The sequence below is a fragment of the Photobacterium leiognathi genome, assembly GCF_030685535.1.
GTDB lineage: Bacteria > Pseudomonadota > Gammaproteobacteria > Enterobacterales > Vibrionaceae > Photobacterium > Photobacterium leiognathi.
In genome coordinates this window covers 1,762,317-1,788,751 of the sequence record NZ_CP131601.1, presented here as the reverse complement: position 1 = coordinate 1,788,751, position 26,435 = coordinate 1,762,317, and the positions used below count along the sequence as shown (strand labels likewise).

Below are 26,435 nucleotides of genomic sequence, written 5' to 3'. Positions count from 1 at the left end.
CATAATTAGCAATGTAAACAAGTAGTTAGTATTATATTTATTAGTGGGTTCATATCTTTTATAACGTTGGAAGTCATTATATGTAAGAGCCAACAAAAAAGGAGCTAATTAGCTCCTTTTTTTAATGTGGTTACAACGGGAATTAACGTTCCCAGTATGCTTCTTCTAAACAGTCTTCACGCTCTGGTAGGCCATGAGATAAACGAGGAGCATGTTGGATCAACACTTCGTAACTTACACGGTTTGAGTACTGACAAATTTGCGAGAAAGACGAGTACGATAAGAAGTTCGCAGTGTGTTTCGCAGAATTAGGTACATTAACCTTATGGAAACGGTTAGCCGACATATCGTGAAGTAGGGCAGAAAGTGCTGCATCACCTGCACCGTTAGTGTTTTTGATCTCAACTGGGCCACCAAGGTGTGGTGCAATATGAGAGTAAACACGGATTGGGTTTTCACACTCGCTTTTCGCCATCGGACGGCTGAATTCGTATTTGTTGAATTCTGGGATCTTACCAGGAAGTAAAGGCAGAGTAGATTCACGTTTAAGTTCATCTTCCGTGTAACCTGCCATGTATAAACCAGCAGGACCTGCGGTACAAAGCACCATATCAACCCAATCAAGTGCTTTATCAGCAGCCGTTAGTGGGTCTTTTTCACCTGTTAATGCTTCAGCTTCTTCTTCGTTCATCGCAACACAAGTTACGTGTTCTTTTAGAAACTCAATCCACTACTCGCGCTTATCTTCGATAACGTATTTAGTACCCATAGTCAGTACTACTGGCACATTGTACTTTTTCGCGTATTCGATAGCTTTAAGTGCAGCATCTTTCATTGGGTCTGTTGGCTTACCACGCACAAGGTAAGTTGATAACACCAATGCAGAGGCTTTTTTGAATGCAGATTCAGGAATACTTTCTGGACGAAGTTGGTTCATTTGACCTTCGTTAATAGCGAAAGTACGTTCACCATCTTCACTGATAAGTGTGTAGCAACGACCGATAGGGCCATTTACAGGTTGTAGGTAATCTAAATCCATACGGCTAGAAGTGTTACATAAATAGCGGTATGCGTATGAACCGATTTTTAGATCTTGGCTCATTACACCAAGAAGAATAGATTTGTCATCAGCTAATACAGAGTAGTTGTGCAATGTATTACCAATGGTATCGCCAGGGTATTCGTGGCTGATCAGTTTGCGATCTTTCAGTTCTTTATAAAGCAACTCGGCTTTATCTTCATCGAGAACAACTGATTGTCCCTTAGTGAGCGCATGTCTGGCTAAGAAGTCATCGTCAACGCGTGCTTCAATATCAACAATGGTTTGACCTACGCCAATTAGGTGTGATTTTGCTAATGGGTTGTCTTGTTGAATTTGTGCAACTAATGGATCACGGGCATTGACAGGAAAGTAATGTTTTGACTTACGTTGACCAGGAAATTTCATGTCTTGATGGCTATGGAATTAAGGGATTTTGATTCATTCTAACATAAAAACGAGACTGGAATCTCATTTCTTTGAAATATACTGATTATAAGTGTTCTTTTGCTGTTTTTTTGAACGAGTCAAATAAAGTTAAGGAAAAAGAGGTTAATAACTATGCTCTTAAGCAATTCGGCTAGCTTTTATAGTGAAATAAAAACAGTAGGATTTAATACAAGTCTAACCTAATTGATGGTTTATGAATCATAAAGTTATGAAAAAAGCCGCATTGGCGACTTTTTTCATAGTAATGGGATAAAAGCGAAATTAGATAGCTTAATTTAGACGCTTTAATTCTTCTTGTGATGTTGTACCACCAACAGGGCGATTCACTGAAATAGAGCGACCTTTCTTCATGCCTTTTTCGTAATCATCTGTTAGGGCTTTCATCGCTTCTTGAAGCTGCTTTTTAAAGGTTTCACGATCAAGGTTTTCAAACTGTTTATCAATATAGTTCGCCATGCGCTGATCATGATCATCGTCAGTAGTGAGCTCAGGTAGCTTTTCCAATGCGCCTTCAATCCAACCAGCTTAGAATGAATTAACACGGCGAGTCACTTCTTGCGTACTGGTTCCTGTACCTGCAAAGCTATTTCTAAATTGTCCCGTTTGTTGGTTCATTTCACGGTAAACAATATCGAAAGCGAAAGCTGCAAAAATAGCACGCTCAGCCATACCGATGAATTCGGCTTGTTTTAGGCCTTTATAGTTCGTCAGTACACATTCAACGCCGAAACGACGGTTAATACCGCGGATGATTTTTAGGATCTGCGCGCTAATATCCGCTGGTAACAAGGTTTTAGACTTTGTTTTACCCATTTTGATGAATTCAATATCGTCTTTCTCAAGACCATATTTGAGCATGAGGCGATGGGCCATACGAATAGCTTGTGCGGCTTCATTTACGTTTGCCGAGTTACCTAATTCAAGGCATTTTGCTATTTTTTTCAGTGCCTTTCGCTTTTGTTCAGACATTCAACATACTCGTGATTTAAAACAGGGCGCATATTTTAGCGCTTTCATCTTGATCACATCAAGATCAAGCGTTGATATTCAAATGATAAATAGCATTACTAACAAAGTATTTACTTTTAAACCAGTTATATATGCCCAAGTGATTTGGGTATAAAACAAAGTTTATAAAACTGAGGTGGAGAAAGTAAAACTAATCACAACGATGATGACGATGTGATCAGTTTTATGGTTTGAGACTCTGATATAAATTCAAGGCGAAGAAAACTACCTTGCGGCTGAGCGTTTGATTCTTCGCTGAATATTGTTGTTTTTAACGATGAAGTCGAATAATGGTGCAAATAGATTTGCAAATAAAATGGCAAGCATGATCCCTTCAGGATAAGCAGGGTTGAGCACTCGAATGAAGATGGTCATGACACCAATTAAAATACCGTATGCCCATTTACCTTTGTTGGTGAAAGCGGCAGAGACAGGATCGGTTGCCATAAAGAAAGTACCAAAGGCGACACCACCAATGACGAAGTGCCAGTAAAATGGCATCGAGAACATAGGGTTAGTGTTAGAGCCAATAGCGTTAAGCAGTAATGAGGTACCTGCTAAGCCAATAATAACGCCCAGCACGATTCGCCATGATGCTATTCGCATGAAGATCAACACCAAGCAGGTTAGCGCAATGAACAGTGTTGATACTTCACCCATAGAACCGGGAATATTACCGATAAAGGCATCGAACCAAGTAATGGGTTGTCCTGTCATATTATTGGTTAATGCACTTGCACCACCTTCATACCATTGGCTGAGCGGTGTTGCACCAGAATAACCATCAGCAGCGACCCAGACTGCACCACCAGACATTTGTGCGGGATAAGCAAAGTACAGAAATGCCCGTCCAGCTAAAGCAGGATTTAAGAAGTTTCTACCTGTACCACCAAAGATTTCTTTTGCGACCACAATACCAAAAGTGATACCAAGGGCTGCTTGCCAAAGTGGAATAGTAGGCGGAAGGATAAGCGCAAATAAGATTGAAGTAACAAAGAAACCTTCGTTTACCTCGTGTTTCCTTATAATGGCAAATAATACTTCCCAGAAGCCACCAACAATAAATACGGTTAAATAGACGGGTAGGAAGTAAGTTGCACCCACCAGCATGTCACCAATCCATGATGATTGTTTAACAGCATCTAATGAGCCCCAAACCCAACTTAAACGCCATGAACTTTCTATGGCTTGTTGCGCTGCAGCGGGGTCAAGTCCGTATAAAAGTGCATTACTAGATTGTTGTCCAATATTGTACATACCCCAGATCATGGCTGGAAAAACAGCGAGCCAGACCATGATCATAATACGTTTTAAATCAATACTGTCACGAATGTGTGTTACACCGTGGTTGACTTTGCCTGGTGTATAAAAGATGGTTTCTACCGCTTCAAATAAAGGGTAATAAGTTTGATAGCGTCCGCCGGGTTTAAAATTTGGCGCAACTTTATCGAGATAGTTTTTAAGGCTCATAACAAATCCTCCCTAATATTGTTACGAGAGAAAGGGTAAAAAGATCGTTTTTTAAGCGGCTTTAAATGCAGAAACTGCTAGATAATCATTATTTGTCTTTTTTGCTACGAATATTGGCATTCGGATTAGCAACTAGCCCTGACTTTAAAGTATAAATAGGCAAAGCTTCGCTGTTATCGATTGATCTTGTGATAACCAAAAACGAAACGAGTACAAATAATGAATACCTCTTATGTTTCTATTGATGTTCCATTTGAATTTCGCCACACCTGTTGGTTTTGTGGTGAGCCGTATTATGAAAGCCATGCATTTATGGCAAAACCTAATTACGACGATCAAGTTGAGCCAATTATGGTGCCTTGTTGCCAAGAATGTTTTTCGTTTGCTAATGATATTAAAGTTAGCAGCTTAGATATTCTCCGTGACAAAGTGAAAGAAAAGCTACATAAGAAGTATCAAAAGCATCTACAAATTGGCGTTAATTGGACGAAGGAAGAATTAGAAGATTCTGAATTTGAAGGTAAAGCGTTAGAAGGCTTTCGTGAAAGTGGCTGGAAGATGTTCGAAATAGCCAAAGAACGCGTTAACTACCGAGGATGGGCGGTCAGCATTGATGGCATTCCTGTTGAAGGACTAACCACCGCATTTCAGTTTGAATTTGATGGCATTGTTTATACCAGTTTAAACCATGCTGTAACGCAATTAGCCACCGCTTATGCAATCCCACAGCCTTATCTTGAGCAAGTGATTGAGTTAGTAGGGCGAGATAAGATGGCTTATGCTCTACGCTTTTGTAAGACGACTTACGGTTATTCACCAGCAGAGCGTGAAACAAGCTTGGCAAGTCTTCGTGCACTTTTAGCAGAAGAAAAAGCCAATCAATTAGCATCAACAATTAATAAGAAAAGAGCAAAGAAAATCGCTATTTCAGAGATTAAAGAGTTGATACTGCATCGCACAATGATTTCGCCTTATGCCATTCAGTGGGCGCTTGAGCACGGTGCAACTACATTACAATTGTTAGCTGAGCAAGAAGATGCGTTTTTTGAACACTTTAACCAAGAGTCTGAATTAACAGCATTTACTTATTTTAATGGTTTACAGATTTACCTTGAACAACGAGAAATTGACCCTGAATGGGTAGCACAATCTGATCCAAATAATCATTTATTCTAATGTTTGTAACTCCATTTCAATAAGTTTTAATGTAAAAGGTAAAGGCTGCTTATCGGCAATTAAAAAGCCAACTTGCTAAATATCTTCTGGGACAAGTGCTGATGCGTCGCTAAGTAGTCTGCCTCTAAACACGGCTTTAAAATCGTTGAGAAAAAAGATCTTGCTTTGCTGTTGTCCTTTAACCGTGACGAACTCGTGTTTGTAGTTAGTACGATAGCCGTCTTTCCACGTTGTAAACCGTAATTGATAAGTTCGACCATCACCGAGATAAGTTAATCTTACAGCATTGATGTTACTGGTAAGCGAGGTTAAAGCTCGATTAACAGAACTAAAGCCACCGTTATTAGCGAAAGAAAGCTCCCCCGTAAACAGGCTTAACTGACCATCATAAGTCAATTTTCCCGTTGAAATACCACCCATCACATTGTCGTTTACGGCAGTCCACTGTTTGTATTCGTTCGGATTGGTAAAATCCATCATCTTTAGTTCTGAACTCCATGCTTTACAAGAAATAATCGTGACGATAGTGATGATAATGGGTAATAAATTCATACTAACACCTATCTGACCATTTGCGTGTTATTGGCTATCAGTGATAAACAACGCTTAGTGAAATCAACATAGTTTGTGCGTTTCTCATATTCAACTTTTTAGTGAACCATGAAACATCAATGTGACCGTTACATCTCGATAATTAAGCCAGCAGGTGTAACCGTCATAGTCATGCCATGCATATATATCTTCCAATAAGTATTTGCTATTCAGTGGCTTACCGATTGAGCGAATATGATCAAATACTCGAAGAAATTCTTTAATCGTAAGTTGGTTATCCATTTATCACTCCAACAAAGTAGATATACAGTGAGTGTAGTTATCTTATTAAAAGGGTTACGATTTAATTATATGCATTGATCACCGAATGCATGATTAGCACTTAAATAACATGTGAGTAGGGATGTTAATGTGATAGGTTTTCATTTATCGCTATTTCTAACACAACGGCAGAGGTCATATGATTTACACAACAACGGAAATAATACCCGGGCGTGAAATAGAGTCCGTGTTGGGCGTGGTCACTGGAAGTGTTGTTCAGTCAAAGCATGTCGGTAGAGATATTATGGCAGGTTTAAAGAGCATCGTGGGCGGCGAATTGAAAGGGTATACAGAAATGTTAATGGAAGCTCGCGCGGTTGCGACAGAGCGCTTAATTGCAGAAGCCGATAAATTTGGTGCTGATGCTATTGTTGGCGTGAGATACACCACGAGCTCTGTTACTGATGCCGCATCAGAAATTATGGTTTTTGGTACAGCCGTTAAATTAAAGTAGCGTTCTCTTTTTTGATACAGCAATTCATTTGAATCTTACGTTTAGAATGTCTATGTCCTGTATACTAAGCATTAAAAAGCCCGTCACAAGTTTATATAGTAACTTATTGACGGGCTTAGTTTTATGTATCGCTAAAATCGATTATTGGTTGTGACGAGACCAAACCATAGTACGACCGTTTTTATCAAATGCTAACACTTCATAAGCATCTTTCTGATCGCTGTATTCCATACCAGGTGAGCCCATTGGCATACCACCAACAGCAAGACCGATCATACGCTCAGGCTTTTTCGCCAAAAAGCGCTTAATTTCAGCAGCAGGGATATGACCTTCAAAAGTGTAACCTTCAATTTGTGCTGTGTGACATGAAGCATATTCCGGACGTAGACCAAGCTTTATTTTGATCGGTGTTAGATCTTCTTCATACACCATATCTAGCTTAAAGCCGTTATCTTCCATGTGCTTTACCCATTCTTTACAGCAACCACAGTAAGGTGATTGGTAGTTAGTACCTTTGATTGGCGCAACTTCTTCTGCATGAGAGAAAGCACTAACAACTAATAGAGCTGAAGCAAAAAGACGTGACATTTTCATAACTAAAATCCTAGCAATCATACGAGCATGGTTAATCCATTGCCCGCAAAAATAAATTAAATACATAGTGCCAATACGGCGAGTTAATACGTGTTTAACTTATACGAGAGGGGGTTTTAGTCTTGATTCGTGATAGCGAACAGGTGAGGTAACTTTGTTACTAAATAACTCACGCTCAGGTGCGATGGCTGAAAATGAAAAGGGAGTCAGTAATGCTGCTTGTGTCTGTTTGGTTTTGCAATCGTCATCACCACAACATGAAGACGATGATTTAGCACTGTGATCGCTATCGCTTATCATTGTGCCGCAAGTAACCGTATTTTTAATAACGACTTGCGCTGACGCATTGTTACAGCAATCGTCAGATGATAATGCTGGTGAGTGCGACTCTGTCATTTGTAAGCAATGTGATAGGAAAGGTTGGCTATTTGTCATGGTGCGTGCAATCACAGCGTTAGTAAAAATACTGACTATTACGAATATCGTAAAGATTGAACGTACTAAAACTTTAACCATAAAAATAGTTAACACCCTATATATAACATTAGCTTATAACAATTTGCTGCCATATAAGTATATATAAACTTGGCTTATGCACAAATGGGATCATGTAACGAGTTGTGAAAATGCAGCAGAGCTTAACGTTATTCTGACATTTACTGCTAATGACTCAGCGTAAACTATTTTAAGTAGAGGAAATAACTCTGTTTTTAAAATAAAAATTATGCGCTATTAGGGTTAATTATGTTGTACACCGAAAAAGATCGCCAAATCCTGCATGACACATGGATGAGTTATAAAGCAAAAATGCGCATTACTCAGATTGAGATGGCTAAAAAGCTAGGTCTAACGCAATTAGAGTTTTCAGATATTCTGCGTGGCTCAACACCCATTGAGCAGCAGTTTGTGAATGAGTTTTGTGGAGTATTAGGGGTTGAGCCTATTTTGATCTTACCGTCACTACGTGAGCGTATGGCAACGGCTTCAGCAGAATGTACGTCGGTAAAGAATACATTTATCTTTGATGGTGAAATTACTAACGTGACGTATTCGGGTAATCAGCTTGTTGTTGAATACGAACACCGAAATGCCACAGCGCAGTAATATGTAAATTCCAGAACCTAGATAGAAAAGAGGGCTCTAAATGAGCCCTTTTTTTATCTGTTTATTTTTCGTGAGTACGGAGTATTAGTTTTCTGAATCTACTTTCCATTCAGGGATGAATAAATACAGTACAGCCGCCGATAGAATTGAGCCCATAACATCTGATGGGAAGTGCATACCAAGCCATAAACGGCTAATACCCACACCGACAGCCCATGTGATCAAGCCACCAGCCAAAATATAGTGTCGAGTACGTAGTAAGAAACCACCCCAAAATAGAATACAGATCGCTGCAAAGATAGTGTGACCTGATGGGAATGAATAGTTAGTTTCACCTTCCCAGTGACGAATACGCCATGTGCTGATGTACGCTGATGCTTTTTTAACAACGTTATCTTTTTCTACTTTATCTAATTGATAAAAATCTTGAGGTGAAGGGATTAGATTTAAACGTTGTAACTCGTAAGTGTATGGACGTGGAATTGCCGTTTCGTGCTTAAGGAACGTTTTAGCGCCAAAACTTAGTACCAATAAGATAGCAAATTGAATCCATAGTTTAATGATTTGCTTTTTTGGTAAACGGAAGAATACCGGCAGTAAGCAGAGTAGTGCGGTAGTAATCAGGAAGAAAGGTTTACCAGCTGTGTCTGTTAATAGCGTAAAAGATAGACCCGCAGCATCGCTGATTGGATCGCTGAGTAACGGCACAGGAAAAATAGAGATAGCGATAAATAAAGCTAAGGCAAAAAGCGCTAACGCTAAGTAATTAATAAGTTTTTGGGAGATAAAAGACATCATGATAAAGGTCTATGCGTGTTAAGGATGTAACGTTGACCTCAAATTTTACTGAAAGTGCCATACTTTTGTCACATTAAATTGGGTTTTATGCCTTTAGCACTTTAAAAAATAGCGGGAATAGGCATGGAAATCGATAATTTAGGTTCTATTTATTTGGCTTGTTGAGCTATCTAAATAGGCGAATTTATAAAACTGTGATAGCCATCACTCAGAATTGTGCTTTTAGAAGCAAACATTAAGAATCCTTAATCTTTTGCTTAATTCCAATTAAGAATCAAAGCGTATCCTTAAGTTATTAAAACAATTTACTTTAATTTTAACTTTTAACGTGGAGAAGAAGATGAGTATTCTCGGACATTTCCAAAAACTAGGGAACGCGATTATGTTTCCTATTGCAGTATTGCCGATTATCGGTATTTTGCTGCGTATTGGTCAACCGGATCTATTAAACATCCCATTTATTGCAGCTGGTGGTCAGGCGGTATTTACTAACCTTGCACTATTGTTTGCAATGGGTGTTGGTGCTGGGTTTTCGAAAGACAACTCGGCTGCAGCAGCAATCGCATCAGCTGTAGGTTACTTTATCCTTATGGCTGCACTTAAAACGCTAAACCCAGATGTAGACCCAGGTGTTGCTTGCGGTATCATTATTGGTGTGTGTGCAGGTCTTCTTTACAACCGCTTTAACGCAATCAAACTACCTGAGTTCCTTGGTTTCTTCGGTGGTAAGCGTTTCGTACCAATTGTAACTGGTCTTGTTGCACTTATTCTTGCGTACGCATTCAGCATTATTTGGCCTCCAATCCAAGACGGTATTAACCACCTTGGTCAATGGATCCTAACAAGTGGTATGCCAGGTGAGTTCGTATACGGTGTTGCTAACCGTCTACTTATTCCGTTAGGTCTTCACCATATCCTAAACAGCATGGTTTGGTTCGTATTCGGTAGCTACACAGCGGCTGACGGTCATGTTGTAACGGGTGAAATCTCTCGTTTCTTCGCGGGTGACCCAACAGCAGGACAAATCCTAAGTGGTTTCTTCCCTGTAGTAATGTTTGGTCTACCAAGTGCTGCACTTGCTTTCTACGTAACTGCGAAGAAAGAAAACAAGAAAGTAGTAGGTGGTATGCTATTAAGTGTTGCATTAACTGCATTCTTAACTGGTATCACAGAGCCAATCGAATTCATGTTCATGTTCCTAGCTCCTGCACTATACGTAGTACACGCTATCCTAATGGGTATCAGTATCGTAGTTGCTTCTCAGCTAGATATTCACATGGCATTTAGTTTCTCATCAGGCTTGATTGACTACATCTTGAACTACAACGCTCCTGCAGCGCATAACTCTTGGGAAATCATCCCAATGGGCTTAGTAGTTGGCGCAATTTACTTTGTTGTGTTCGTTGCTGTAATCAAAGCTTTCAACCTGAAGACTCCTGGTCGTGAAGATGCACCTGCAGAAAACTCAAACCCAGAAGACGATGCAGCAAGCAAAGCGGATTTAGCGAAGTCTTACTTAGAAGCGCTAGGTGGTAAAGATAACTTAACTGATATCTCTGCATGTATCACTCGTTTACGTTTAGGTATTGTTGACCGTTCAATCATCGACGATGCGAAACTAAAACAACTGGGTGCTAAAGGTGTCGTAAATGTAGGTTCTAATAACCTTCAAGTTATCCTTGGTCCACAAGCTGAAATTATTGCGAACCAAATGAAGTCGCTATAAGACAATCAGCTAACGAGTTAGCGATTCCATAATTTTCCCCCTATGGTCGCTACAAACGGTCTGCCTCTTGGTAGGCCGTTTTTTTATGCTTAAAGAAAATGAAAACAAAGTAACTCTACAAAGATAGGTGGATTCAAGTTATGCCTGTTTTATGGATATCGGAAAATAAGGCCGATTATGGTTATAATGCTTGAATTAAATAATAGATAAGACAAGCAATTAGGTTCTGAATGAAAGTACTCGTCATAGAAGATGATATTACGACTCGTGAGTTTATCGCACAGGGCTTACGCGAGCATGGCTTTGTCGTTGATGAAGCGGAAGACGGTCACCAAGGATTAATGATGGCAACAAGCTGTGATTATCAACTTATTATTCTTGATCGCATGTTACCTATGCTTGATGGTTTAAAAGTCCTTGCTGCATTGCGAGCGACTGAAAACCAAACACCGATCCTTATTTTAAGTGCAATGGACAGTGTTGAAGATCGTGTGGCTGGCTTAACTGCAGGTAGTGATGATTATTTAACAAAACCTTTTGCGTTAGCGGAGTTAGTGGCACGTGCTAAAATCTTGGTCAAACGCAATCAAGCATCAGCAACCATATCGTCAGAATATATTTATGACGATCTACGTTTAGACATTAAATCTCATCGCGTATGGCGTGGCTCTCGCATGTTGAATTTACAACAAAAGGAGTTTTTGTTGCTGCAATATTTAATGGAGCACGCTGAGAGTGTTGTTTCACGTATGAGCTTGTTTGAATCAGTGTGGAGCTACCACTTTGATCCTAAAACTAACGTGATTGATGTTCATATCGCTAATTTAAGAAAGAAACTCGAAGAAGGTGGAGAGCCAAGCCTTATCCATACGGTAAGAGGGGCGGGCTATGTCTTACGCCGGATCTGATAAGCTTTCTCGATCCAGTATTTTTAAAGTTCTGCTGTATTTTATCTGCTGTGTGTCTTTGATGTTTATCTTATTTATTAATCAGGTATTCGTTAGTTCAGAGAGCTTTTACCAGAATCAGCTAGAGCAAGATTTGAATAATGAAGTGTCGCTGTTTGAAAGAATGCTGGATAAAGGTGATTATCAGGCAGTGATAGAAGCAGTTGATGAGCATGATAAGTTAGATAATGCTTTTGAATACCGTATTACATCATCAATAAATACTGATACCAGTATTACCTATCCTGCAGTCTTTTCACAAACGCGGTTGAAATCTACTAAATTAGAGCGCGTTTTAGATTTTCCCGATAACAAACAACTTATTATCGGCATTAATCCAAAACTCATGCATGCTTATCGTGATTCAATGATCCCTGTGTTAGTCACAGGCATTGTTGTTCCGGTGATCTTAATGTTAGCGGGGGCATTGCTATTCGCGATTTCTATACTGAAAAAGCTTGAGCGTGTTAATCATGGTATGAACCGGGTTATTTTGGGTGAGAAAGGGGTAAAACTGCCCGTTAGTGCTAATGATGATGAATTTGATGTGCTGACGATCCATCTTAATTTTTTGATTGAACAAGTAGAGAAAAAAGAAGAATCATTAAAAGAGCTTTCTGTTGGTATGGCGCACGATTTACGAACGCCTATCGCACGTATGAAACTTCGGCTTGAAGATCTATTAACGAAAGATACAGCACCATTCACTAAAGATTTAGAAGCTTGCCACGATGATCTTGAAGTTTTATTGGGGATGTTCAACGGAATGCTTGAAATCGCTAATATTAATAGCGGCAAACATAAAATAGATAAGCAATGGGTGGATTTATCAACGGTGTGCCAAGATGTCGTTGAATTTCTATTACCAATCTCTGATGAAAAGCAGCAAGTATTATCATTTCGTGAAGATGAACCCTACAAACTACAAGGTGAGCCAAGCTTACTGTTTAGAGCTATCTATAACGTGGTAGAAAACGCGATTAAGTACACACCAGAACAAGGCAATATAGAAGTGGTCGTTGATCACTTTGGTGTCGTAGTAATTGATAATGGTTTAGGTGTATCAGACGAAGATAAAGGACGTATTAAAGAGCCAATGTATCGTGCTGATAAGAGTCGTACCCATCAGGGATTCGGTTTAGGTTTATCCTTGGTTGAAGCAGTAATGAAAAGCCACGGGGGCGATTTGGCTTTTAGTGATAATAATCCAGGTTTACGTACCCGTTTGTATTTCCCATTGAAACCGCAGCAGAATCGTCAGTCAGAAGTCGAGCTATGATTTAAGCCGTTAAAAAAAAGCCGAGGTTCGGCTTTTTTTGTGCCTAAGTTTATGAGTTAAATCGAAATATAAGTAGATAGGCTTGCTATTTTGCGTTTTGGTTCGTAGGTTGAAATGGAAGGGGGAATTTATGGAAATTTTAGGTAAGTGCCAATGTGGGCAAGTTTCTTATGTATTAACTAATAAGCCTTTAAAAGTTTTTGCTTGTCATTGTAAAGAATGTCAAAAGCTATCCACCAGTCCATTTAGTATAACTGCAGTGATCGCATCTGAAGATATTACCTTTCAAGGGGAGCTTAAACATTGGAGTCGTAAAGCGGAAAGTGGTAATACCAATACTGCTGTATTTTGTGCTGATTGTGGTAACCGTATTTATCATTTTAATCCTGATGATACATCTACAGTGAAATTGAAGCTTAAGCCTGTTGATTGTGCAGATGACATACTTTTTGAGCCACAAATACATGTTTGGGTGAGTGAGAAGGTGAGTTGGTATCAAATCCCTAGTCATGTTACTTGTTTCGAAAAACAACCTTATTAAATTAAGAGATAAGACTATGAAATTCACATTGTTATCAGATGATGAGATTTGGCAAGTGGCAACATTGATGATGGATAACCTAATGGATGCATCGACACGGCGAGATCACGTAGCGCATATACGAGATTTTACGCCACGATTAAAAGCAATAGTGACAAAGGATTATTTAGAAGATGTATGTGAACAGTATCAGGCTGAAAAAGGCTTTTTTACTGAACGAGTCCCATTAACTATTTTCAAAAGACCAGACTCAGCCATTGTGGTATGGAAACAATTTTTCAGTAAAGCTGAAGGAGAGTTTATGGCCGAAATGGTATTGATATACCAAAATGATCGCTTTCTTTGTGATCATGTTACGGTGCTTTAAACATCTGGCTGGGTATTAACCTTTAACTTATCTGGCATGAGCAGTGAATAATTGATTTACCTATATAATGTGAGCTCATTTCCTAACGTGTTGTATTCATGCCTAAACTTAATTTACATCGTCAAGAATATGTGACCTCTATGTTAGGTCAGCTTTCACCTTCAGAACTTCATCAACGTCTTGATCCTAATGATGAGCCTTTACAGAATAAGTTACCACGTAACCCTTATATCAGTGATCGTGTGATCCAACAGCGTTGGGAAGCTATAAATAATCCGAATGCTAAAACTATTATTTATGATGCTGAAACCCAGCAACAGCAGCAGTGTTACGAGAAGAATATTGAAAACTTTATTGGCACAGTAAAGCTACCTGTGGGCGTTGTTGGACCATTAAAAGTAAATGGTTTATTTGCTAGTGGTGAGTATCTTGTTCCTTTAGCAACCACTGAAGCAGCTCTAGTGGCTTCATATCATCGTGGTTCGTTATTGATCAGTGCTGCTGGTGGCGCTAGCGCGATTTTGCTAAATGAAGGGGTAACACGAGCACCAGGATTTGCATTTGAATCCTTAGTGCAAGCGAGTCAGTTTATTACTTGGGTAACCACACAATACGACACGTTTAAAACTATTGCAGAATCAACCACCCGTTATGGCAAGTTATCTGACATTAATTTAAGCATGGAAGGCAATCATGTGTATTTGGTGTTTGAGTATTTAACGGGTGATGCATCAGGTCAAAACATGGTGACCATTTCAACTAATGCGGTTTTTGAATACATTCTTGCCAATACACCGATCAAACCTGTTGAAGCTTTCTTAGACTGTAATTTATCCGGTGATAAAAAAGCAACTGCACAAACTTTACGTTCAGTGCGAGGTAAAAAGGTCACAGCTGAAGTCCACTTAAGCAGAGAGCTTGTAAAGAAATATCTACACACAACGCCTGAAAAAATGGTCAATTTTGGCAAAATGACCACGGTAGGCGGAGCGTTGAGTGGTACGATTGGGGTAAATGCACACTATGCAAATGCATTAGCTGCGTTTTATATTGCATGTGGTCAAGACGCGGCTTGTGTAGCAGAATCATCTGTTGGTATTACAAGAATGGAACTAAATCAACAAGATGGACTCTGTGTATCAGTAACATTGCCTAATTTAATGGTGGGAACCGTTGGCGGTGGTACTCATCTTCCAAGTCAAAAGGCTTGTTTAGAACTAATAGGCTTATATGGAAGTGGTCAGTCGCAAGCATTAGCGGAAGTGTGCGCGGCACTGTGTTTGGCAGGAGAGCTATCTATTATTGGTGCTTTCTGCTCAGGACATTTTGCCAAAGCTCATCACCGTTTAGCACGATAAGGTTGAACAGTTTGTTCATTGCATGGAGTAGAGAACACTGTGTTACAGAAAAAGATCGAGAAAATAAATTCGCAAAATAACTTCTTTTTTCTAACCGTGGCGTTAGTCAGCTTATTGATAAGTGCCTCATTAGAAAAAGTACTTCCACCAGGGATGATCCAATATGCGTTAGAGCTTTTTACCGTGATCACCTTTGTTGTTTGTTTGCTTAGTTTGCGTTTTGATAAGTCGTGGTTTCGATTTCTTGCCAGCCTTGGCGGTATTTGGGTGGTGGCAATGATTGCTCGGATTTTATTGGGCATGGAAGAAATTGAAATTATTATGCTTACGCTGATGTTAGTTTTTTTCTTTGGTACGTTTAAATCCATCATGCGTCAGATCTTGTTCACGGGCTCGATCAATACTAACAAGATCATTGGTTCAATGGCGTTGTTCTTATTGCTAGGTTTAATGTGGGCGATAGCCTATTTAATGTTACTCCATGTCTTTCCAGATTCTTTCCATGGTTTAAAACCTGGACCTTGGCATGAAAACTTCTCTGATGCGGCATATTTTAGTTTTGTCACCCTAACCACACTAGGTTATGGCGATATTTTACCTATGACGCCGCTGGCGAAAGTGTTTGCTTATTTAGAAGCCATTATTGGTGTCTTTTATATGGCAATCGTAGTGTCGAGTTTAGTGAGCTCTAGCGGCAGTAAACATTTAGGCCGTGATGAGTAAATAACTATCGTTTTTGAAAAGCGATAGTGATTGTTTTGATGGTTTCTGAGTATTTACAAACAATGAATCGTTTTTTCAAAAAAGTATATGAATACATTAACCCGTCGGTTAATCCTGATTTAGCGCCAGCTTTCGATGAGTGGCAAAAGCATATTCCTACCTTATGGTTATTAGGTAAAACAGGGGCGGGTAAATCAACAGTAATTCAAGCCATTGATTGTAGTAGTCAGGTTGAAATTGGTAATGGCTTTCAGCCTTGTACTCGTACCGCCTCACTTTACCAATATCCAGCAGACAATCCATTGGTGAGTTTTCTTGATACCCGTGGCTTAGCGGAAGCCAGCTATGATCCTGCCGAAGATATTGCAATCTGTAGTGGCAAGAGCCACGCACTGATTGTAGTGATGAAAGCCGAAGAGCCGGAACAATCATCAGTGTTAGATGCACTGAAAGCTATTAAACGATCAGGCAAAATCAAACATTTGTTGGTTGTTCACACTGCAGTAAATAGCCTTAGTGATGAGCAAGAACGCCAACGAGCGATCACTTATAACCATCAGCGTGTAATGGAAGTATGGGGTGTTAAAGAATCGACTTGGCAACAGGAAATCGTAGATGATGGCTTAAACCCTTATCATCCAATTATTGTCGACTTTATTCCTGATGAGCAGCAACTTATCGGTTTAGAACGCTTAAACACGGTACTTGCTGAAACCTTACCTATGTTGAGTCTGTTATCTAATAAACAGGCGCACAGTAACCGTGAAGAGCAAAACTTTGAGCGTCTACGTAAAGAAGTGCTTTGGTATGCAGGGGCAGCAGGCGCTAGTGACGCTATTCCTGCGATTGGTTTATTCACCGTACCAGCGATTCAAGGCAAGATGCTACATAGCCTTGCAAATCAATATGGTGTGGAATGGAATAAGAAAGATTATGCTGAATTTATCAGTATGTTAGGTTCTGGCTTCTTACTGCAATACATATCAAAACTCAGTGTGAATCAATTAGTGAAGTTTATTCCTGCTTATGGGCAAACCGTAGGTAGCGCTACTGCTGCGGCAATGAGCTTTTCATCTTCTTATGCCATAGGCCGCGCTGCTGCAATGTATTTGTATCATCGAAGCAAAGGGGAAACGGTATCAAAAGAGTTACTGAAAACGACTTACCAGCAAGCCTTTAAGTCAGTTAAGAAAGTGGCAGAGCAGCAAGTTAACCAGAATAAAGCTGATAAGAAAGGACAAGCATGAAACGAGTAAGTAAAAGTTATCAGTTAGCCAATCAATTATCTGACGGGTTTCTGCCTTTAATCGCAGTGGCAATCTTATTGCCTGTGGTCGTGTTGTCTGGCTTTGGTATTGTTGCCCTCATTAATAACGGACAATGGTTATTGTTCTTTGGCTTAATTACCATCTCATGTTTATTAGTGTTTGTTCCTTATTGGATCATTCGTCGTAAAAAAGTAGTCAGTCAGGCTGTGAATGACGATCTTGCACCATTAGATGTGGCAGGAAATCCACAGTGGGGTGAGTTTGAGAATCAAGTGTGGGATGAAATGTCCCATTTGATCCAGCAACAGCTGACGGAAGCACCTGAGTGGGAAGCCTTACAAGCACATTCTTATGTGCTGGTGGCTGAGGTAGCCGATCGTTTTAATCAAGGTCGTTCTTCGCAGCGTTTATCATTTACAGCGCCTGAGTTTTTACTCATGGTTGAAGAGGTAAGCCGACGTTATCGCCACTTCCTGCAAGAGCATGTGCCATTTGCAGAAAAAATAACCTTAAAAAGTTTAAAACAAGGCTACGAGCTTAAAGATAAAGTGGGCTACGCGAAATCGGCTTATGATATTTATCGTCTATTTCGCATTGCGACTCCTACAGGTTGGCTGGCAGAAGCCCGTGGTTTAGTACTTGGTAAACTATTTGATGATGTTAGTTTAGAAGTGCAAAACAAGTTAAAAACGACGTTATTACAAGAAGTTGCCTCAGTTGCCATTGATTTGTATAGCGGTCATTTCAAACTGGATGATGCGTCTGTTCCGCATAGCAAAATGTTCGATAAAGATCAGCAATCAGAGGCCATTGCTGTTGAGCCTCTACGTATTGCCGTTGTAGGGCAGATTAGCGCTGGTAAATCTTCGGTTGTTAATGGCTTATTAGGTGAGATGTCAGCTGAGATCAGCGCATTACCATCAACAGATAAAGCCACAACTTATAAGTGTGAAGTAGAAGGTACTGATGTCATTAATTTAATTGATTTACCGGGAATTGATGGCTCTGAAAGCGTTAATAAGATGCTGTTAAAACAGGTCACCCAAAGTGATGTGGTGCTGTGGGTATTGAAGGCTAATCAGTCTTCTCGCCAAGCTGATATCACGCTTAAGCAAATGGTGGATGATTTTTATGCACAAGCGAAACATCAAAACCGTAAAGCGCCTAAAATCATCATGTTGGTTAATCAGGTTGATAAGCTAAAACCTGTAGAAGAGTGGTTACCACCGTATGATTTAAGTGATATTCAAACAGCAAAAGGGAAAATCATTCTTGATGCTGTTGAATACAATAAATCATTAATGAAAACGGAGCGTGTAATACCGCTATCTGTTAGTCAGGATAGATTGAATTACAATCTCGATGTGCTGCAAGAGAATATCCAAGAGATGTACCAAGATGGTATTAATACTCAGCTAAACCGCCGCCGGGTTGAAGGTGATAGCATAGATTATGGTGAGCAAGCCAAGCGTTTATATCGCTTAGGTAAACTTGTTTTCGATGCTGCTGTGAGCTAAAAACAGTAATTTTCTAAATAATAAAAAGCCCTCTTTGCGTGGTAAGACACGTACTAAGAGGGCTTTTTGTCGTTTATATACTATCGAACGAGTAATTACTAAAATGGTAGTTTACGTAGCCCTTTTACGACTAGCAGAGATATAAAAAACGCACATGGTACAGCTAAGAGGCTTGATAAAATTGGGTTAACTCCAAGCATGAATACAATGTTAAAGAAGTAAATAACAACAAGTAGGTGACACAGATATACCCCTAATAAATCGTTACTAATCGTCGATGCTTTTAGTTTTTCACCAAAATCAGGCTTTCCTTGTAAAAATAGGAAAATACCAATTGCCCATAACGGTGTACCAAGTAAGAAATCATGATAAAACGCACCATTAGCAAAAAAGTAAAGGTAGTTTGCTTCAAGTAGAAACAGAGCAAACCCTGAAAATGCCAATATAATGCTTTGCTTAGAGTCTAATGTGAGCTTACGACGATGGATCTCATAACCTAGCGCAACTAACAAAGTACTAAAGAAAGGGCCATTTCGGGTAAAAATAGGCGCTTCCATATCGGTTACAGGTACGTAACTACCAGCAGCACAACCATAGACAAATAAAATCAATGCTATTGGTAATAAAATCGCCTCTACTTTAAACGCATGTAGCAAAGTAATAATGCCGACGGCACAAATCAAAGCGGGAATATACCAAAGGTGTACTAATCCACCTTCAAACAGGCTGTTCAGTGGGTTAGCTAATAAACTGCTCCAGTAATTGGTACGTTCTGCCCAATAGCCATCGTTTAATAATGTTGTGAAATTAAAAGGAATCAGAAGAAATATGATGCTCCAACTTAGCCACATCATTAACAATGGTCTGGTGTATTGCCAGAACACGTCTTCTTTTGAATCACTTTTGACTAGCTTAGGGTAGTAAAAATAACCAGCAATGATAAAGAACAAAGGAACGGCAAAACGACTTGCTTGGTTTAAAATCATGCCAATAACAGGCTCTCCGAAGATCAATGGACTCTTCATGAAAACTTGACTGTGCAAAGTAATAATTGCAAGTAACGCAATCAAACGTCCAGATTCAAAGCTAATAATACGCTTTTTAGTCATGGGAAATATCTCACTAAAACATTACCAGCAGAAGGTAAACGCTATAGTATATTTTGTAAATTATTGAAGAGTTTAAAATGGTGTTCAACGCTAGGAAAACTTCATATTTGTGAAATTGATCTCATAGCGATATTTATACCCAAGCGACTTCAATATGCCTGATTCAGAGCGAAGTCACTGAGTTGAATTCAAGGAAGGCAACGAAGCGGAATAGCGAGCTCTTTCCAAGTTGTATAATATAAAAAGTGGCGAAATTTAGGAGTAATATTTCGCCATTACAAGAGGATAAAGGGAGTGTTTAGATACCTAATTCATCTAGTAAATCTTGATCTACTTGATTGAAATTATTGTTGCTTTTTTGTTCATCTTTTTGCGAACGCGCTCGTTGCGCTGATTCAAAAATGCTGTCTGTATCTTCAGTATCTTGTTCAAACTCTTCTAACTGGATGAATTCGGTTTTATCCATTGCCAACTCTAAGTAGAAAATATTGTTTTTCTCAGTGCTGAAACTAACACGACGAGCTTGAGGGCGATCTAAATTGGTATCAACCGATAATAAGATCTGCTTGTTTAATGCCAACATCTTAGGCTGGTTTTGAGTAATAGAGACTTTGAGCTCACGACCAATCTTACCCGTGAAATCACCCACAACCTGATTCATTAGTTCACCAAGAATATTCGCGACTTCATCAGAGGTGTGGTGCAAGGCAAGTTCATCTTGTGGGATCCCCATACGAAGCATATATTCTTGATAAAGCTCCATTGCTGCTTGGCTAGTAAAGTTGGTTACCACTAAACCTGTAAAGCCACCATCAAATAATACAAAGCAGCCAATGTCTGGCTTAAGGCTGGTTTTATTGATTTTTTGCACCATCGTAGAATATGAAACTGTTGTTTCTGTTGCTTTAGACATCACTTCTGACAGTGATTGACACAATTTAAGTAGAATATCGTCAGTGGTGATAGTTTTTAACTTTCTCATTGTACATCCTGTTGTATCAAGAATATTGAAGGCAGCAGCTAAAACAGTTGCTTCAAATAAGGCGTAGAGATGCCGATAAAATGATAAATACGCAATTTTATCGGCAATAAGAGAGATAACTTTAGCCTTTGTTATTGAAAGATTTTCCAATAAAGAGAGGAGGTACTATCCCTGTAGAGATTAGCTAAAACGTTGTTGAAGGTAGGCGATGATATCGTTCGATTCATACATCCATTCAACACCGTCTTCTTTTTCGATACGTAAACAAGGCACCTTACGCTTGCCGCCTTGCTCGATCAGCTCCTGTTCCCATGGTGATACTTTTGCATCACGTGTTTCCAGTGGAAGGCTTAATCTTTTGGCTTCACGACGAACTTTTACGCAGAAAGGGCAAGCATCAAATTGATAAAGCTTTAACTTTTCAACGGCTTCGTTAACAGCTTGCTGTTGCTCTTGTGTACGTTTGATCCCACGAGGAGAGAAGATGAAGTTCAGACCTAAAATAATGCGGCCTAGGATCCAGCGAATAATCTTCATAGATGGCAAACCTTACTTATAAAAATAGTGATGAAGAATTGTAGTTATATTTCCCTATGGGACGTCAATAGAATACCGTGAAATTAACTTTATTTATAGTCATGGGATATATGATAGCCGCAAATTAACCATTATAAAAATAAGGTTAAATTGGGATTGAAGTTATCTCTACTCACGTAATCCTATGTAATATTTGGAAGCGAGGTCAAAAATCGGATCTATATCACTTATCAACTAAATTTCATAATTAATGGATAGATATTTACTGTTATATGTCTATGATATTTTTGATAACACTGATAAGGATCTTCAAACGTTACCATGTCTAAAAATATATTAATTTGTGACGATTCACCGCTTGTGCATAAATCAATGACACGTTTATTGAATGCAAGCTATGACGTTAATTTATTTTATGCAGAAAATGGTAACGAAGGTCTTGATAAAATAGCTAAAAATAATATTGATATTGTTTTTTTAGATTTAACTATGCCTGTTATGGATGGTTTTGAAGTTTTAAAGCGTTTACCTTCGCTTGGTTATAAACCGACGATTGTTATTATCTCTGCTGATGTGCAAAAAGAAGCAGCAAGACGCTGTTTAATGTTAGGTGCCGATCAATTTTTATCAAAGCCATTCGACAAGAATAAATTAACTCAACTACTATTAAATTTAAACGTCGCTCGAATAGAAAAAAGTATATGCGATACGCATAAAGGATTATCAGTTGATTATATTGCAAGCTTTAGAGAAATCGCCAATATTTCATTAGGGCGAGGGGCTGCAATAATATCGGACCATTTGGGTGAATTTATTAAGATGCCTTTGCCCTGTGTATCGACGATGGGCAGTAGTGATCTGGCTATGACTATTGCTGATATCCGAAGTGATCATCAATCCATAGCTATCGCGCAGCGTTTTGTCGGCGGTGGTATTCATGGCGAAGCTCTTGTTGATTTACGTGGTGAAGATATTGTTGAATTCGGCGAAAAGCTTGGTTTTAGTCAAACGAATGATGATAAAAATGAAGTTGTTATTGATATTGCCAATATCATGGTTTCTTCATTTTTAGTGGCATTATCTGAACAAATAAGTATTCCATTTTCTGTGCGACAACCGATTATTTTAGAAGAGTATATGAATTGGAATCATAAAGAATATCAGTCGGACGATTATTTTACAGTTGAATATACCTATCAAGCAGAGACTCTCGATGTTGAATGTGAAGTGCTATTTATGATGGATAGCCAATCAACAAAAATTATTCACCAGATTATGGAAACATTAAATTGAGTGATATTTCATTAGCTGATTTTCATTTAACAATGCAAGTGCTCGATCATTTAGATGCGGGTATTGTTATATTGGATAAAAATTATAATATATATGCGTGGAATACATTTATGCAGTCGTATAGTGGTATTTCAACAGAACAAATAATGGGGAAGTCCTTATTTGATGTAGTACCGCATTTACCTGAAAAATGGCTAAAGAATAAAATCGCTTCGACATTCAAACTACGTATGCGTTCTTTTTCTGCTTGGGAAGATCGCCCTTGGGTTTTCAAGTTTACTAATTTCAGCCCCATATCAGGTAGTTCTGATTACATGTTTCAGAACATGACGTTAACACCATTAAAGTCTCTAACAGGTGAGTACACCCATATTTGTTTAACGGTGACTGATGTAACGGATATTGCAAAGAGTAAGAACCATTTGCGAGAGTCAAATGCGCAATTAACTCATTTGAGCATTACCGACAGATTGACTCAATTGTATAACCGTGGTCATTGGGAAAATTGCTTAAGTGATGAATTTGATCGCTACCAACAGTTACACCAGCCAATGACGCTAGTGATGTTTGATATCGACCACTTTAAAAAGGTCAATGATACTTATGGGCACGTAGCAGGCGATGCCGTGATCAAAAATATCGCTAGTATTGTTCGTAGTGCTAAACGTCAAAGCGATATTGCAGGTCGTTATGGTGGCGAAGAATTTGGTGTGATATTGCCCGGTACAACGGCAGACATGACAAGCTACTTTACCGAGAGATTACGTAAGAAGGTTGAAAAATCGAGTATTGAAGTCGATGGAACAGCGATTAATGTCACTATTAGTCTAGGAATTTGCGAGTTACATTCTGGGATTACTAACTATGAATCTTGGTTAGAACAAACGGATTCAGCGCTGTACGAATCAAAGAAAAATGGTCGGAACCAAACAACAGTTATAACAGAAGAGGGTAATTTCTCACCTTCAGTATCAATACGCAGTAATGTAAAGCAACTTGTTAGAAATATTTGTTAATGAGAAAAATAATAGTAAAATATTTACTGTTTTTACATATTAACTAATGGAAAATACTGTGAAAAATCTTGTCGCGCATACGGAAGGCTATGAAGCTCTGATTGAATATCTAGCGTCAAATCTTACTCTATTTGAAGGTGCTTCAGCATCAGATCAAGGCGTAACGATAGAAGAAGTTGTGACTGATTTAATTGCTACTCAGTTAATGGCTGTATTTTCTCAAAATCCTGATATTGAACAAGATGTACGCTTTCAGTTAATGCAAGAAGCGGACTCTGTTATGGCAGATCTTCACCAAGTGCTAGAAGGTGTATGGTTACGAGAACCAACTAACGAGCAGATCAACTTTCTTGAAGATTTCATTAGTTTAGTCAAAAACTTATTCGATAGTGCGATCGCTAAACTATCTTAATTAGGCATAGTAAAAGGGATATTTTAGAAACAGATAAAGTATTCCTGCTTTATTTATGGTCAGTTTACTTTTTCATATTCCTTTTGGGTTTTATTTATCCTATTTAAGAATCTTTTATAGATAAAGTCATTGTAAATCATAGGGTTAATATTTTCCTTTTTGAAATAATTATTTAACAATTGCTTATTATCTTAACTCTCAATAGAGAGTATTAATAATAACAGTAGGGTAATTAGGTATTATACGTATTGCTGTTCTCTCTGAATATTATATAGAGGGTATATCAGTGAAGCAGAAGTATAGTGCTAAAAAATTATCGATTGTCTTAAGAATTCAACTTGTTTTAGCCATATTGGTAATGATTGGTGTTGTGTTATCGGTTTTCGGTAATAACGGCTTGAATAATCTGACACGAGAATTTGATGTGTTAAGTGATCAGGCTGTACCCGTTTCTCTTAAAAATACCACTATAGTGACCAGTGCATTAGAAGTTGAGCAAAGCTTAAGTGATATGCTGATGAGCAATGATGAGCAGTCACTGAATCAAACATTTCAACAATCACAAAGCATGCTCGATCAAGGGGCGAGTGCAGGTAAAGAGCTCAAGCAACTTGCCACTGAATATAATATCACCTGGTTAAATAGCTATGCTGATAAATACTTATCAGAAGTCGATGTAATTAATCAGCTTGCCTTTGATATTTACTCCATTCAAAAACAAATCATCCAAAATAACCTTAAATTAGCGTCTGAACGTGCGACGATGAATTACGCGGTGTCATCGGTTCGCTCTGAGATGAGCCGAGTTGGGATCTCACTTTACGCTGGTAATGACTATGCAATGAGTAATGTGACTAACTTTCTTAACCATGCCGTTGAACTTGGTGGCAACTTGATGTTGTTACTCACTGAACCGGATCTTATTAAAGCTAAAGCGATCGCCAAAGATCTTAAGCGAACCAATCTCGCTGGAATGAATTACGCATGGGATGAACTTGTTCGTACAAATGCGGCAATTGATGACTTTTCAAGCTTGACTGTGCCGTTTGAAATGGTGAAGAAGTTATTTGCTAAACAAGGTTTTATTGAGCGTTACTTGCATGTTCAGCAGCTGAACGAAGAGCAGGCAGTGAAGTATGCTGAGGTTAAACACCAAACAGGACAGATCATGGATTTACTGCTTGTGATCACCCAGCAGTCACATCAACTTATTGAAAAAGGTGAAAATGATTTCATGCATGCGAGTAATGATGCTCGCCATGTATTCCTTGTTTTTAGCATTATCGGGCTACTTATCTCTGTATTAGCTGGGATGTGGATCAGTCGTGTGGTTAAAAAGTCCATCGACCATATTAGTCAGGTGGTAAATAAGATCAGTGACGGTGATTTAACGGTAAAAGCCAATACTAACGGAGCAAGTGAGTTTGCACAGTTAGGACAAGTCTTAAATGACTTATGTGAGCATGATAGAGAGTCGCTGCAACAATTGATCACCAACAGTGATGAACTCACTCGAGCAGCTGAGTTAAGTATGCAAGCTTCATCAACATCACGTATCGCATTACAGAATCAAAGTGATGAGTTAAACGTTGTGACAACATCGATGACTCACCTAGAAGAATCTATTCGTGAGATATCGAAAAGTAGTTCAGATTCAGAAAAACAAGCTCAGAAAGCACAACAATTAGCGTTAAATGGGGTTGGGATCATCGAGTGTAGTACGCAAGGTTTATTGGCATTAGAAGAGCAGTTTGCGATTAATGAAAAACGCATGCAGCAACTTGATAACTACGTAAAAGAAATTACGGAAGTGGTAGAGCTAATTAGCTCGATTGCGAACAATACCAACTTACTTGCGTTAAATGCGGCTATCGAGGCGGCAAGAGCAGGTGAACAAGGGCGAGGTTTTGCCGTTGTCGCTGATGAAGTCAGACAATTAGCCAGTGAAACCAACCAACAAACCGAATCAATTCGTAATACTATTACAGCACTTCATAAAGCAGCAGATGATGTTAATGAGGCGATGTTAGTGAGTCGAAAAGAAATGATGTCATCGATTGAACGCAGTAGTGATGTTCAAAATGCGATTAACTTAATCAACAATACGATTTCAGATATTAACCAGCAAATGGTTACCATTGCAGTTGCAACTCAACAACAAGAACGTGCTTCTCAGGACGTTGCTCATAATTTAGAGCAAGTCGCTAATCGTGCTCAGCATAATAATCGTCAGCTAGATACTTTGGTCGATGAAGCAGAACGTGTGGCTGTTATTGCACAGCAGCAGCAGGGCATGTTGAGTCGATACCATTTAGTCGTAGAAAACTAAAGAACGTACTGTGTTGGAGATTATTTGAGCAACATAGACTCATAACGAGTAAGGTTAACGTTAAT

General features: G+C 38.9%; 23 protein-coding genes and 4 pseudogenes. 16 read left to right on the top strand and 11 right to left on the bottom strand.

Annotated elements, in window-relative coordinates; genetic code table 11:
• Positions 1 to 142: 142 nt before the first annotated feature.
• The 3 genes and pseudogenes from Q7674_RS15305 to Q7674_RS15295 all read right to left on the bottom strand — a co-directional run bounded on the left by Q7674_RS15305 (position 143) and on the right by Q7674_RS15295 (position 3,967).
• Positions 143 to 1,447, bottom strand: a pseudogene (locus Q7674_RS15305) (inosine/guanosine kinase).
• Positions 1,448 to 1,759: 312 nt separating this feature from the next.
• Positions 1,760 to 2,458, bottom strand: a pseudogene (locus tag Q7674_RS15300) (DUF2786 domain-containing protein).
• A 264-nt stretch (positions 2,459 to 2,722) separates the two neighbouring features.
• A complete protein-coding gene (locus Q7674_RS15295; protein ID WP_305422743.1) occupies positions 2,723 to 3,967 on the bottom strand; it encodes an NADH:ubiquinone reductase (Na(+)-transporting) subunit B in 1,245 nt (414 codons plus the stop codon).
• 219 nt (positions 3,968 to 4,186) lie between these two features.
• Here Q7674_RS15295 and Q7674_RS15290 point away from each other — a divergent pair, with 219 nt between their 5' ends.
• On the top strand, positions 4,187 to 5,143 hold the full coding sequence (locus Q7674_RS15290; RefSeq protein WP_045063134.1) for a hypothetical protein: 957 nt from the start codon (positions 4,187 to 4,189) through the stop codon (positions 5,141 to 5,143).
• Here the strand turns inward: Q7674_RS15290 and Q7674_RS15285 are convergent.
• Positions 5,135 to 5,623 (bottom strand): annotated as a pseudogene (locus tag Q7674_RS15285) (CIA30 family protein). The gene Q7674_RS15290 and the pseudogene Q7674_RS15285 sit on opposite strands and share 9 nt — an antisense overlap.
• 80 nt (positions 5,624 to 5,703) lie before the next feature.
• A pseudogene (locus tag Q7674_RS15280) lies at positions 5,704 to 5,977 on the bottom strand (DUF3081 domain-containing protein).
• Positions 5,978 to 6,155: 178 nt separating this feature from the next.
• Between Q7674_RS15280 and Q7674_RS15275 the strand changes: the two are divergent.
• Positions 6,156 to 6,470, top strand: a complete 315-nt coding sequence (locus tag Q7674_RS15275) for a heavy metal-binding domain-containing protein (protein ID WP_045063136.1) — start codon at positions 6,156 to 6,158, stop codon at positions 6,468 to 6,470.
• Between the two features lie 141 nt (positions 6,471 to 6,611).
• Here Q7674_RS15275 and Q7674_RS15270 read toward each other — a convergent pair whose 3' ends face one another.
• On the bottom strand, positions 6,612 to 7,064 hold the full coding sequence (locus Q7674_RS15270) for a DUF411 domain-containing protein (RefSeq protein WP_045063137.1): 453 nt from the start codon (positions 7,062 to 7,064) through the stop codon (positions 6,612 to 6,614).
• Positions 7,065 to 7,163: 99 nt separating this feature from the next.
• Positions 7,164 to 7,580: a hypothetical protein gene (locus Q7674_RS15265; RefSeq protein ID WP_305422739.1), complete on the bottom strand. Its 417-nt coding sequence runs from the start codon at positions 7,578 to 7,580 to the stop codon at positions 7,164 to 7,166.
• A gap of 228 nt (positions 7,581 to 7,808) precedes the next feature.
• Between Q7674_RS15265 and Q7674_RS15260 the strand changes: the two genes are divergently transcribed.
• On the top strand, positions 7,809 to 8,168 hold the full coding sequence (locus tag Q7674_RS15260; RefSeq protein ID WP_008986999.1) for a helix-turn-helix domain-containing protein: 360 nt from the start codon (positions 7,809 to 7,811) through the stop codon (positions 8,166 to 8,168).
• Between the two features lie 84 nt (positions 8,169 to 8,252).
• Here the strand turns inward: Q7674_RS15260 and Q7674_RS15255 are convergent, their stop codons facing one another.
• On the bottom strand, positions 8,253 to 8,966 hold the full coding sequence (locus Q7674_RS15255) for a phosphatase PAP2 family protein (protein ID WP_045063138.1): 714 nt from the start codon (positions 8,964 to 8,966) through the stop codon (positions 8,253 to 8,255).
• A gap of 340 nt (positions 8,967 to 9,306) precedes the next feature.
• Between Q7674_RS15255 and nagE the strand changes: the two genes are divergently transcribed.
• The 9 genes from nagE (at position 9,307) to Q7674_RS15210 (ending at position 18,692) form a co-directional block, all read left to right on the top strand.
• Positions 9,307 to 10,692, top strand: a complete 1,386-nt coding sequence (nagE, locus tag Q7674_RS15250) for an N-acetylglucosamine-specific PTS transporter subunit IIBC (RefSeq protein WP_305422736.1) — start codon at positions 9,307 to 9,309, stop codon at positions 10,690 to 10,692.
• A gap of 230 nt (positions 10,693 to 10,922) precedes the next feature.
• Positions 10,923 to 11,600, top strand: coding sequence for a winged helix-turn-helix domain-containing protein (locus Q7674_RS15245; RefSeq protein WP_023932003.1), 678 nt, complete (start codon positions 10,923 to 10,925; stop codon positions 11,598 to 11,600).
• On the top strand, positions 11,581 to 12,918 hold the full coding sequence (locus Q7674_RS15240; RefSeq protein ID WP_023932004.1) for a sensor histidine kinase: 1,338 nt from the start codon (positions 11,581 to 11,583) through the stop codon (positions 12,916 to 12,918). Before Q7674_RS15245 ends, Q7674_RS15240 begins: the two co-directional genes overlap by 20 nt.
• A 130-nt stretch (positions 12,919 to 13,048) precedes the next feature.
• Positions 13,049 to 13,459: a GFA family protein gene (locus Q7674_RS15235; RefSeq protein ID WP_023932005.1), complete on the top strand. Its 411-nt coding sequence runs from the start codon at positions 13,049 to 13,051 to the stop codon at positions 13,457 to 13,459.
• Between the two features lie 16 nt (positions 13,460 to 13,475).
• Positions 13,476 to 13,826: a hypothetical protein gene (locus tag Q7674_RS15230; protein ID WP_023932006.1), complete on the top strand. Its 351-nt coding sequence runs from the start codon at positions 13,476 to 13,478 to the stop codon at positions 13,824 to 13,826.
• A gap of 98 nt (positions 13,827 to 13,924) precedes the next feature.
• Positions 13,925 to 15,184 carry a hydroxymethylglutaryl-CoA reductase gene (locus tag Q7674_RS15225; RefSeq protein WP_023932007.1) on the top strand — a complete coding sequence of 420 codons (1,260 nt, stop codon included), beginning with the start codon at positions 13,925 to 13,927 and terminating at the stop codon, positions 15,182 to 15,184.
• Between the two features lie 39 nt (positions 15,185 to 15,223).
• Positions 15,224 to 15,907 (top strand): potassium channel family protein, encoded by a 684-nt coding sequence (locus Q7674_RS15220; protein WP_305422732.1) that lies wholly within the window; start codon positions 15,224 to 15,226, stop codon positions 15,905 to 15,907.
• A 62-nt stretch (positions 15,908 to 15,969) separates the two neighbouring features.
• Complete coding sequence (locus Q7674_RS15215; RefSeq protein WP_305422730.1) at positions 15,970 to 17,154, top strand: YcjF family protein; 1,185 nt, start codon at positions 15,970 to 15,972, stop codon at positions 17,152 to 17,154.
• Positions 17,151 to 18,692 carry a GTPase family protein gene (locus tag Q7674_RS15210; RefSeq protein WP_045063140.1) on the top strand — a complete coding sequence of 514 codons (1,542 nt, stop codon included), beginning with the start codon at positions 17,151 to 17,153 and terminating at the stop codon, positions 18,690 to 18,692. The genes Q7674_RS15215 and Q7674_RS15210 overlap by 4 nt, the downstream gene beginning before the upstream one ends.
• A gap of 98 nt (positions 18,693 to 18,790) precedes the next feature.
• On the opposite strand, the gene Q7674_RS15205 is transcribed toward Q7674_RS15210, so the two are convergent.
• The 3 genes from Q7674_RS15205 to Q7674_RS15195 all read right to left on the bottom strand — a co-directional run bounded on the left by Q7674_RS15205 (position 18,791) and on the right by Q7674_RS15195 (position 21,320).
• Complete coding sequence (locus Q7674_RS15205) at positions 18,791 to 19,801, bottom strand: acyltransferase (RefSeq protein WP_305422728.1); 1,011 nt, start codon at positions 19,799 to 19,801, stop codon at positions 18,791 to 18,793.
• Positions 19,802 to 20,099: 298 nt separating this feature from the next.
• A complete protein-coding gene (locus Q7674_RS15200) occupies positions 20,100 to 20,783 on the bottom strand; it encodes a DUF3334 family protein (protein ID WP_045065511.1) in 684 nt (227 codons plus the stop codon).
• A 180-nt stretch (positions 20,784 to 20,963) separates the two neighbouring features.
• The gene (locus tag Q7674_RS15195) at positions 20,964 to 21,320 is read right to left on the bottom strand and encodes a glutathione S-transferase N-terminal domain-containing protein (RefSeq protein ID WP_023932014.1); all 357 of its coding nucleotides are present in this window, start codon (positions 21,318 to 21,320) and stop codon (positions 20,964 to 20,966) included.
• Positions 21,321 to 21,641: 321 nt separating this feature from the next.
• On the opposite strand from Q7674_RS15195, the gene Q7674_RS15190 reads away from it, so the two are divergent.
• The 4 genes from Q7674_RS15190 (at position 21,642) to Q7674_RS15175 (ending at position 26,370) form a co-directional block, all read left to right on the top strand.
• The gene (locus Q7674_RS15190) at positions 21,642 to 22,613 is read left to right on the top strand and encodes a response regulator (protein ID WP_045065509.1); all 972 of its coding nucleotides are present in this window, start codon (positions 21,642 to 21,644) and stop codon (positions 22,611 to 22,613) included.
• Positions 22,610 to 23,629, top strand: a complete 1,020-nt coding sequence (locus Q7674_RS15185; protein ID WP_045065507.1) for a sensor domain-containing diguanylate cyclase — start codon at positions 22,610 to 22,612, stop codon at positions 23,627 to 23,629. Before Q7674_RS15190 ends, Q7674_RS15185 begins: the two co-directional genes overlap by 4 nt.
• A gap of 46 nt (positions 23,630 to 23,675) precedes the next feature.
• Positions 23,676 to 24,041 (top strand): DUF3802 family protein, encoded by a 366-nt coding sequence (locus Q7674_RS15180; protein ID WP_045065505.1) that lies wholly within the window; start codon positions 23,676 to 23,678, stop codon positions 24,039 to 24,041.
• 286 nt (positions 24,042 to 24,327) lie between these two features.
• A complete protein-coding gene (locus tag Q7674_RS15175) occupies positions 24,328 to 26,370 on the top strand; it encodes a methyl-accepting chemotaxis protein (protein ID WP_045065503.1) in 2,043 nt (680 codons plus the stop codon).
• The last annotated feature ends 65 nt before the right edge of the window (positions 26,371 to 26,435 follow it).

What these genes read in the sequence shown, in the direction of transcription:
- Q7674_RS15295 (WP_305422743.1), bottom strand. Translation starts at nt 3,967, where the DNA reads ATGAGCCTTAAAAACTATCTCGATAAAGTTGCGCCAAATTTTAAACCC.
- Q7674_RS15290 (WP_045063134.1), top strand. Translation starts at nt 4,187, where the DNA reads ATGAATACCTCTTATGTTTCTATTGATGTTCCATTTGAATTTCGCCAC.
- Q7674_RS15275 (WP_045063136.1), top strand. Translation starts at nt 6,156, where the DNA reads ATGATTTACACAACAACGGAAATAATACCCGGGCGTGAAATAGAGTCC.
- Q7674_RS15270 (WP_045063137.1), bottom strand. Translation starts at nt 7,064, where the DNA reads ATGAAAATGTCACGTCTTTTTGCTTCAGCTCTATTAGTTGTTAGTGCT.
- Q7674_RS15265 (WP_305422739.1), bottom strand. Translation starts at nt 7,580, where the DNA reads ATGGTTAAAGTTTTAGTACGTTCAATCTTTACGATATTCGTAATAGTC.
- Q7674_RS15260 (WP_008986999.1), top strand. Translation starts at nt 7,809, where the DNA reads ATGTTGTACACCGAAAAAGATCGCCAAATCCTGCATGACACATGGATG.
- Q7674_RS15255 (WP_045063138.1), bottom strand. Translation starts at nt 8,966, where the DNA reads ATGATGTCTTTTATCTCCCAAAAACTTATTAATTACTTAGCGTTAGCG.
- nagE (WP_305422736.1), top strand. Translation starts at nt 9,307, where the DNA reads ATGAGTATTCTCGGACATTTCCAAAAACTAGGGAACGCGATTATGTTT.
- Q7674_RS15245 (WP_023932003.1), top strand. Translation starts at nt 10,923, where the DNA reads ATGAAAGTACTCGTCATAGAAGATGATATTACGACTCGTGAGTTTATC.
- Q7674_RS15240 (WP_023932004.1), top strand. Translation starts at nt 11,581, where the DNA reads ATGTCTTACGCCGGATCTGATAAGCTTTCTCGATCCAGTATTTTTAAA.
- Q7674_RS15235 (WP_023932005.1), top strand. Translation starts at nt 13,049, where the DNA reads ATGGAAATTTTAGGTAAGTGCCAATGTGGGCAAGTTTCTTATGTATTA.
- Q7674_RS15230 (WP_023932006.1), top strand. Translation starts at nt 13,476, where the DNA reads ATGAAATTCACATTGTTATCAGATGATGAGATTTGGCAAGTGGCAACA.
- Q7674_RS15225 (WP_023932007.1), top strand. Translation starts at nt 13,925, where the DNA reads ATGCCTAAACTTAATTTACATCGTCAAGAATATGTGACCTCTATGTTA.
- Q7674_RS15215 (WP_305422730.1), top strand. Translation starts at nt 15,970, where the DNA reads ATGAATCGTTTTTTCAAAAAAGTATATGAATACATTAACCCGTCGGTT.
- Q7674_RS15210 (WP_045063140.1), top strand. Translation starts at nt 17,151, where the DNA reads ATGAAACGAGTAAGTAAAAGTTATCAGTTAGCCAATCAATTATCTGAC.
- Q7674_RS15205 (WP_305422728.1), bottom strand. Translation starts at nt 19,801, where the DNA reads ATGACTAAAAAGCGTATTATTAGCTTTGAATCTGGACGTTTGATTGCG.
- Q7674_RS15200 (WP_045065511.1), bottom strand. Translation starts at nt 20,783, where the DNA reads ATGAGAAAGTTAAAAACTATCACCACTGACGATATTCTACTTAAATTG.
- Q7674_RS15195 (WP_023932014.1), bottom strand. Translation starts at nt 21,320, where the DNA reads ATGAAGATTATTCGCTGGATCCTAGGCCGCATTATTTTAGGTCTGAAC.
- Q7674_RS15190 (WP_045065509.1), top strand. Translation starts at nt 21,642, where the DNA reads ATGTCTAAAAATATATTAATTTGTGACGATTCACCGCTTGTGCATAAA.
- Q7674_RS15180 (WP_045065505.1), top strand. Translation starts at nt 23,676, where the DNA reads ATGGAAAATACTGTGAAAAATCTTGTCGCGCATACGGAAGGCTATGAA.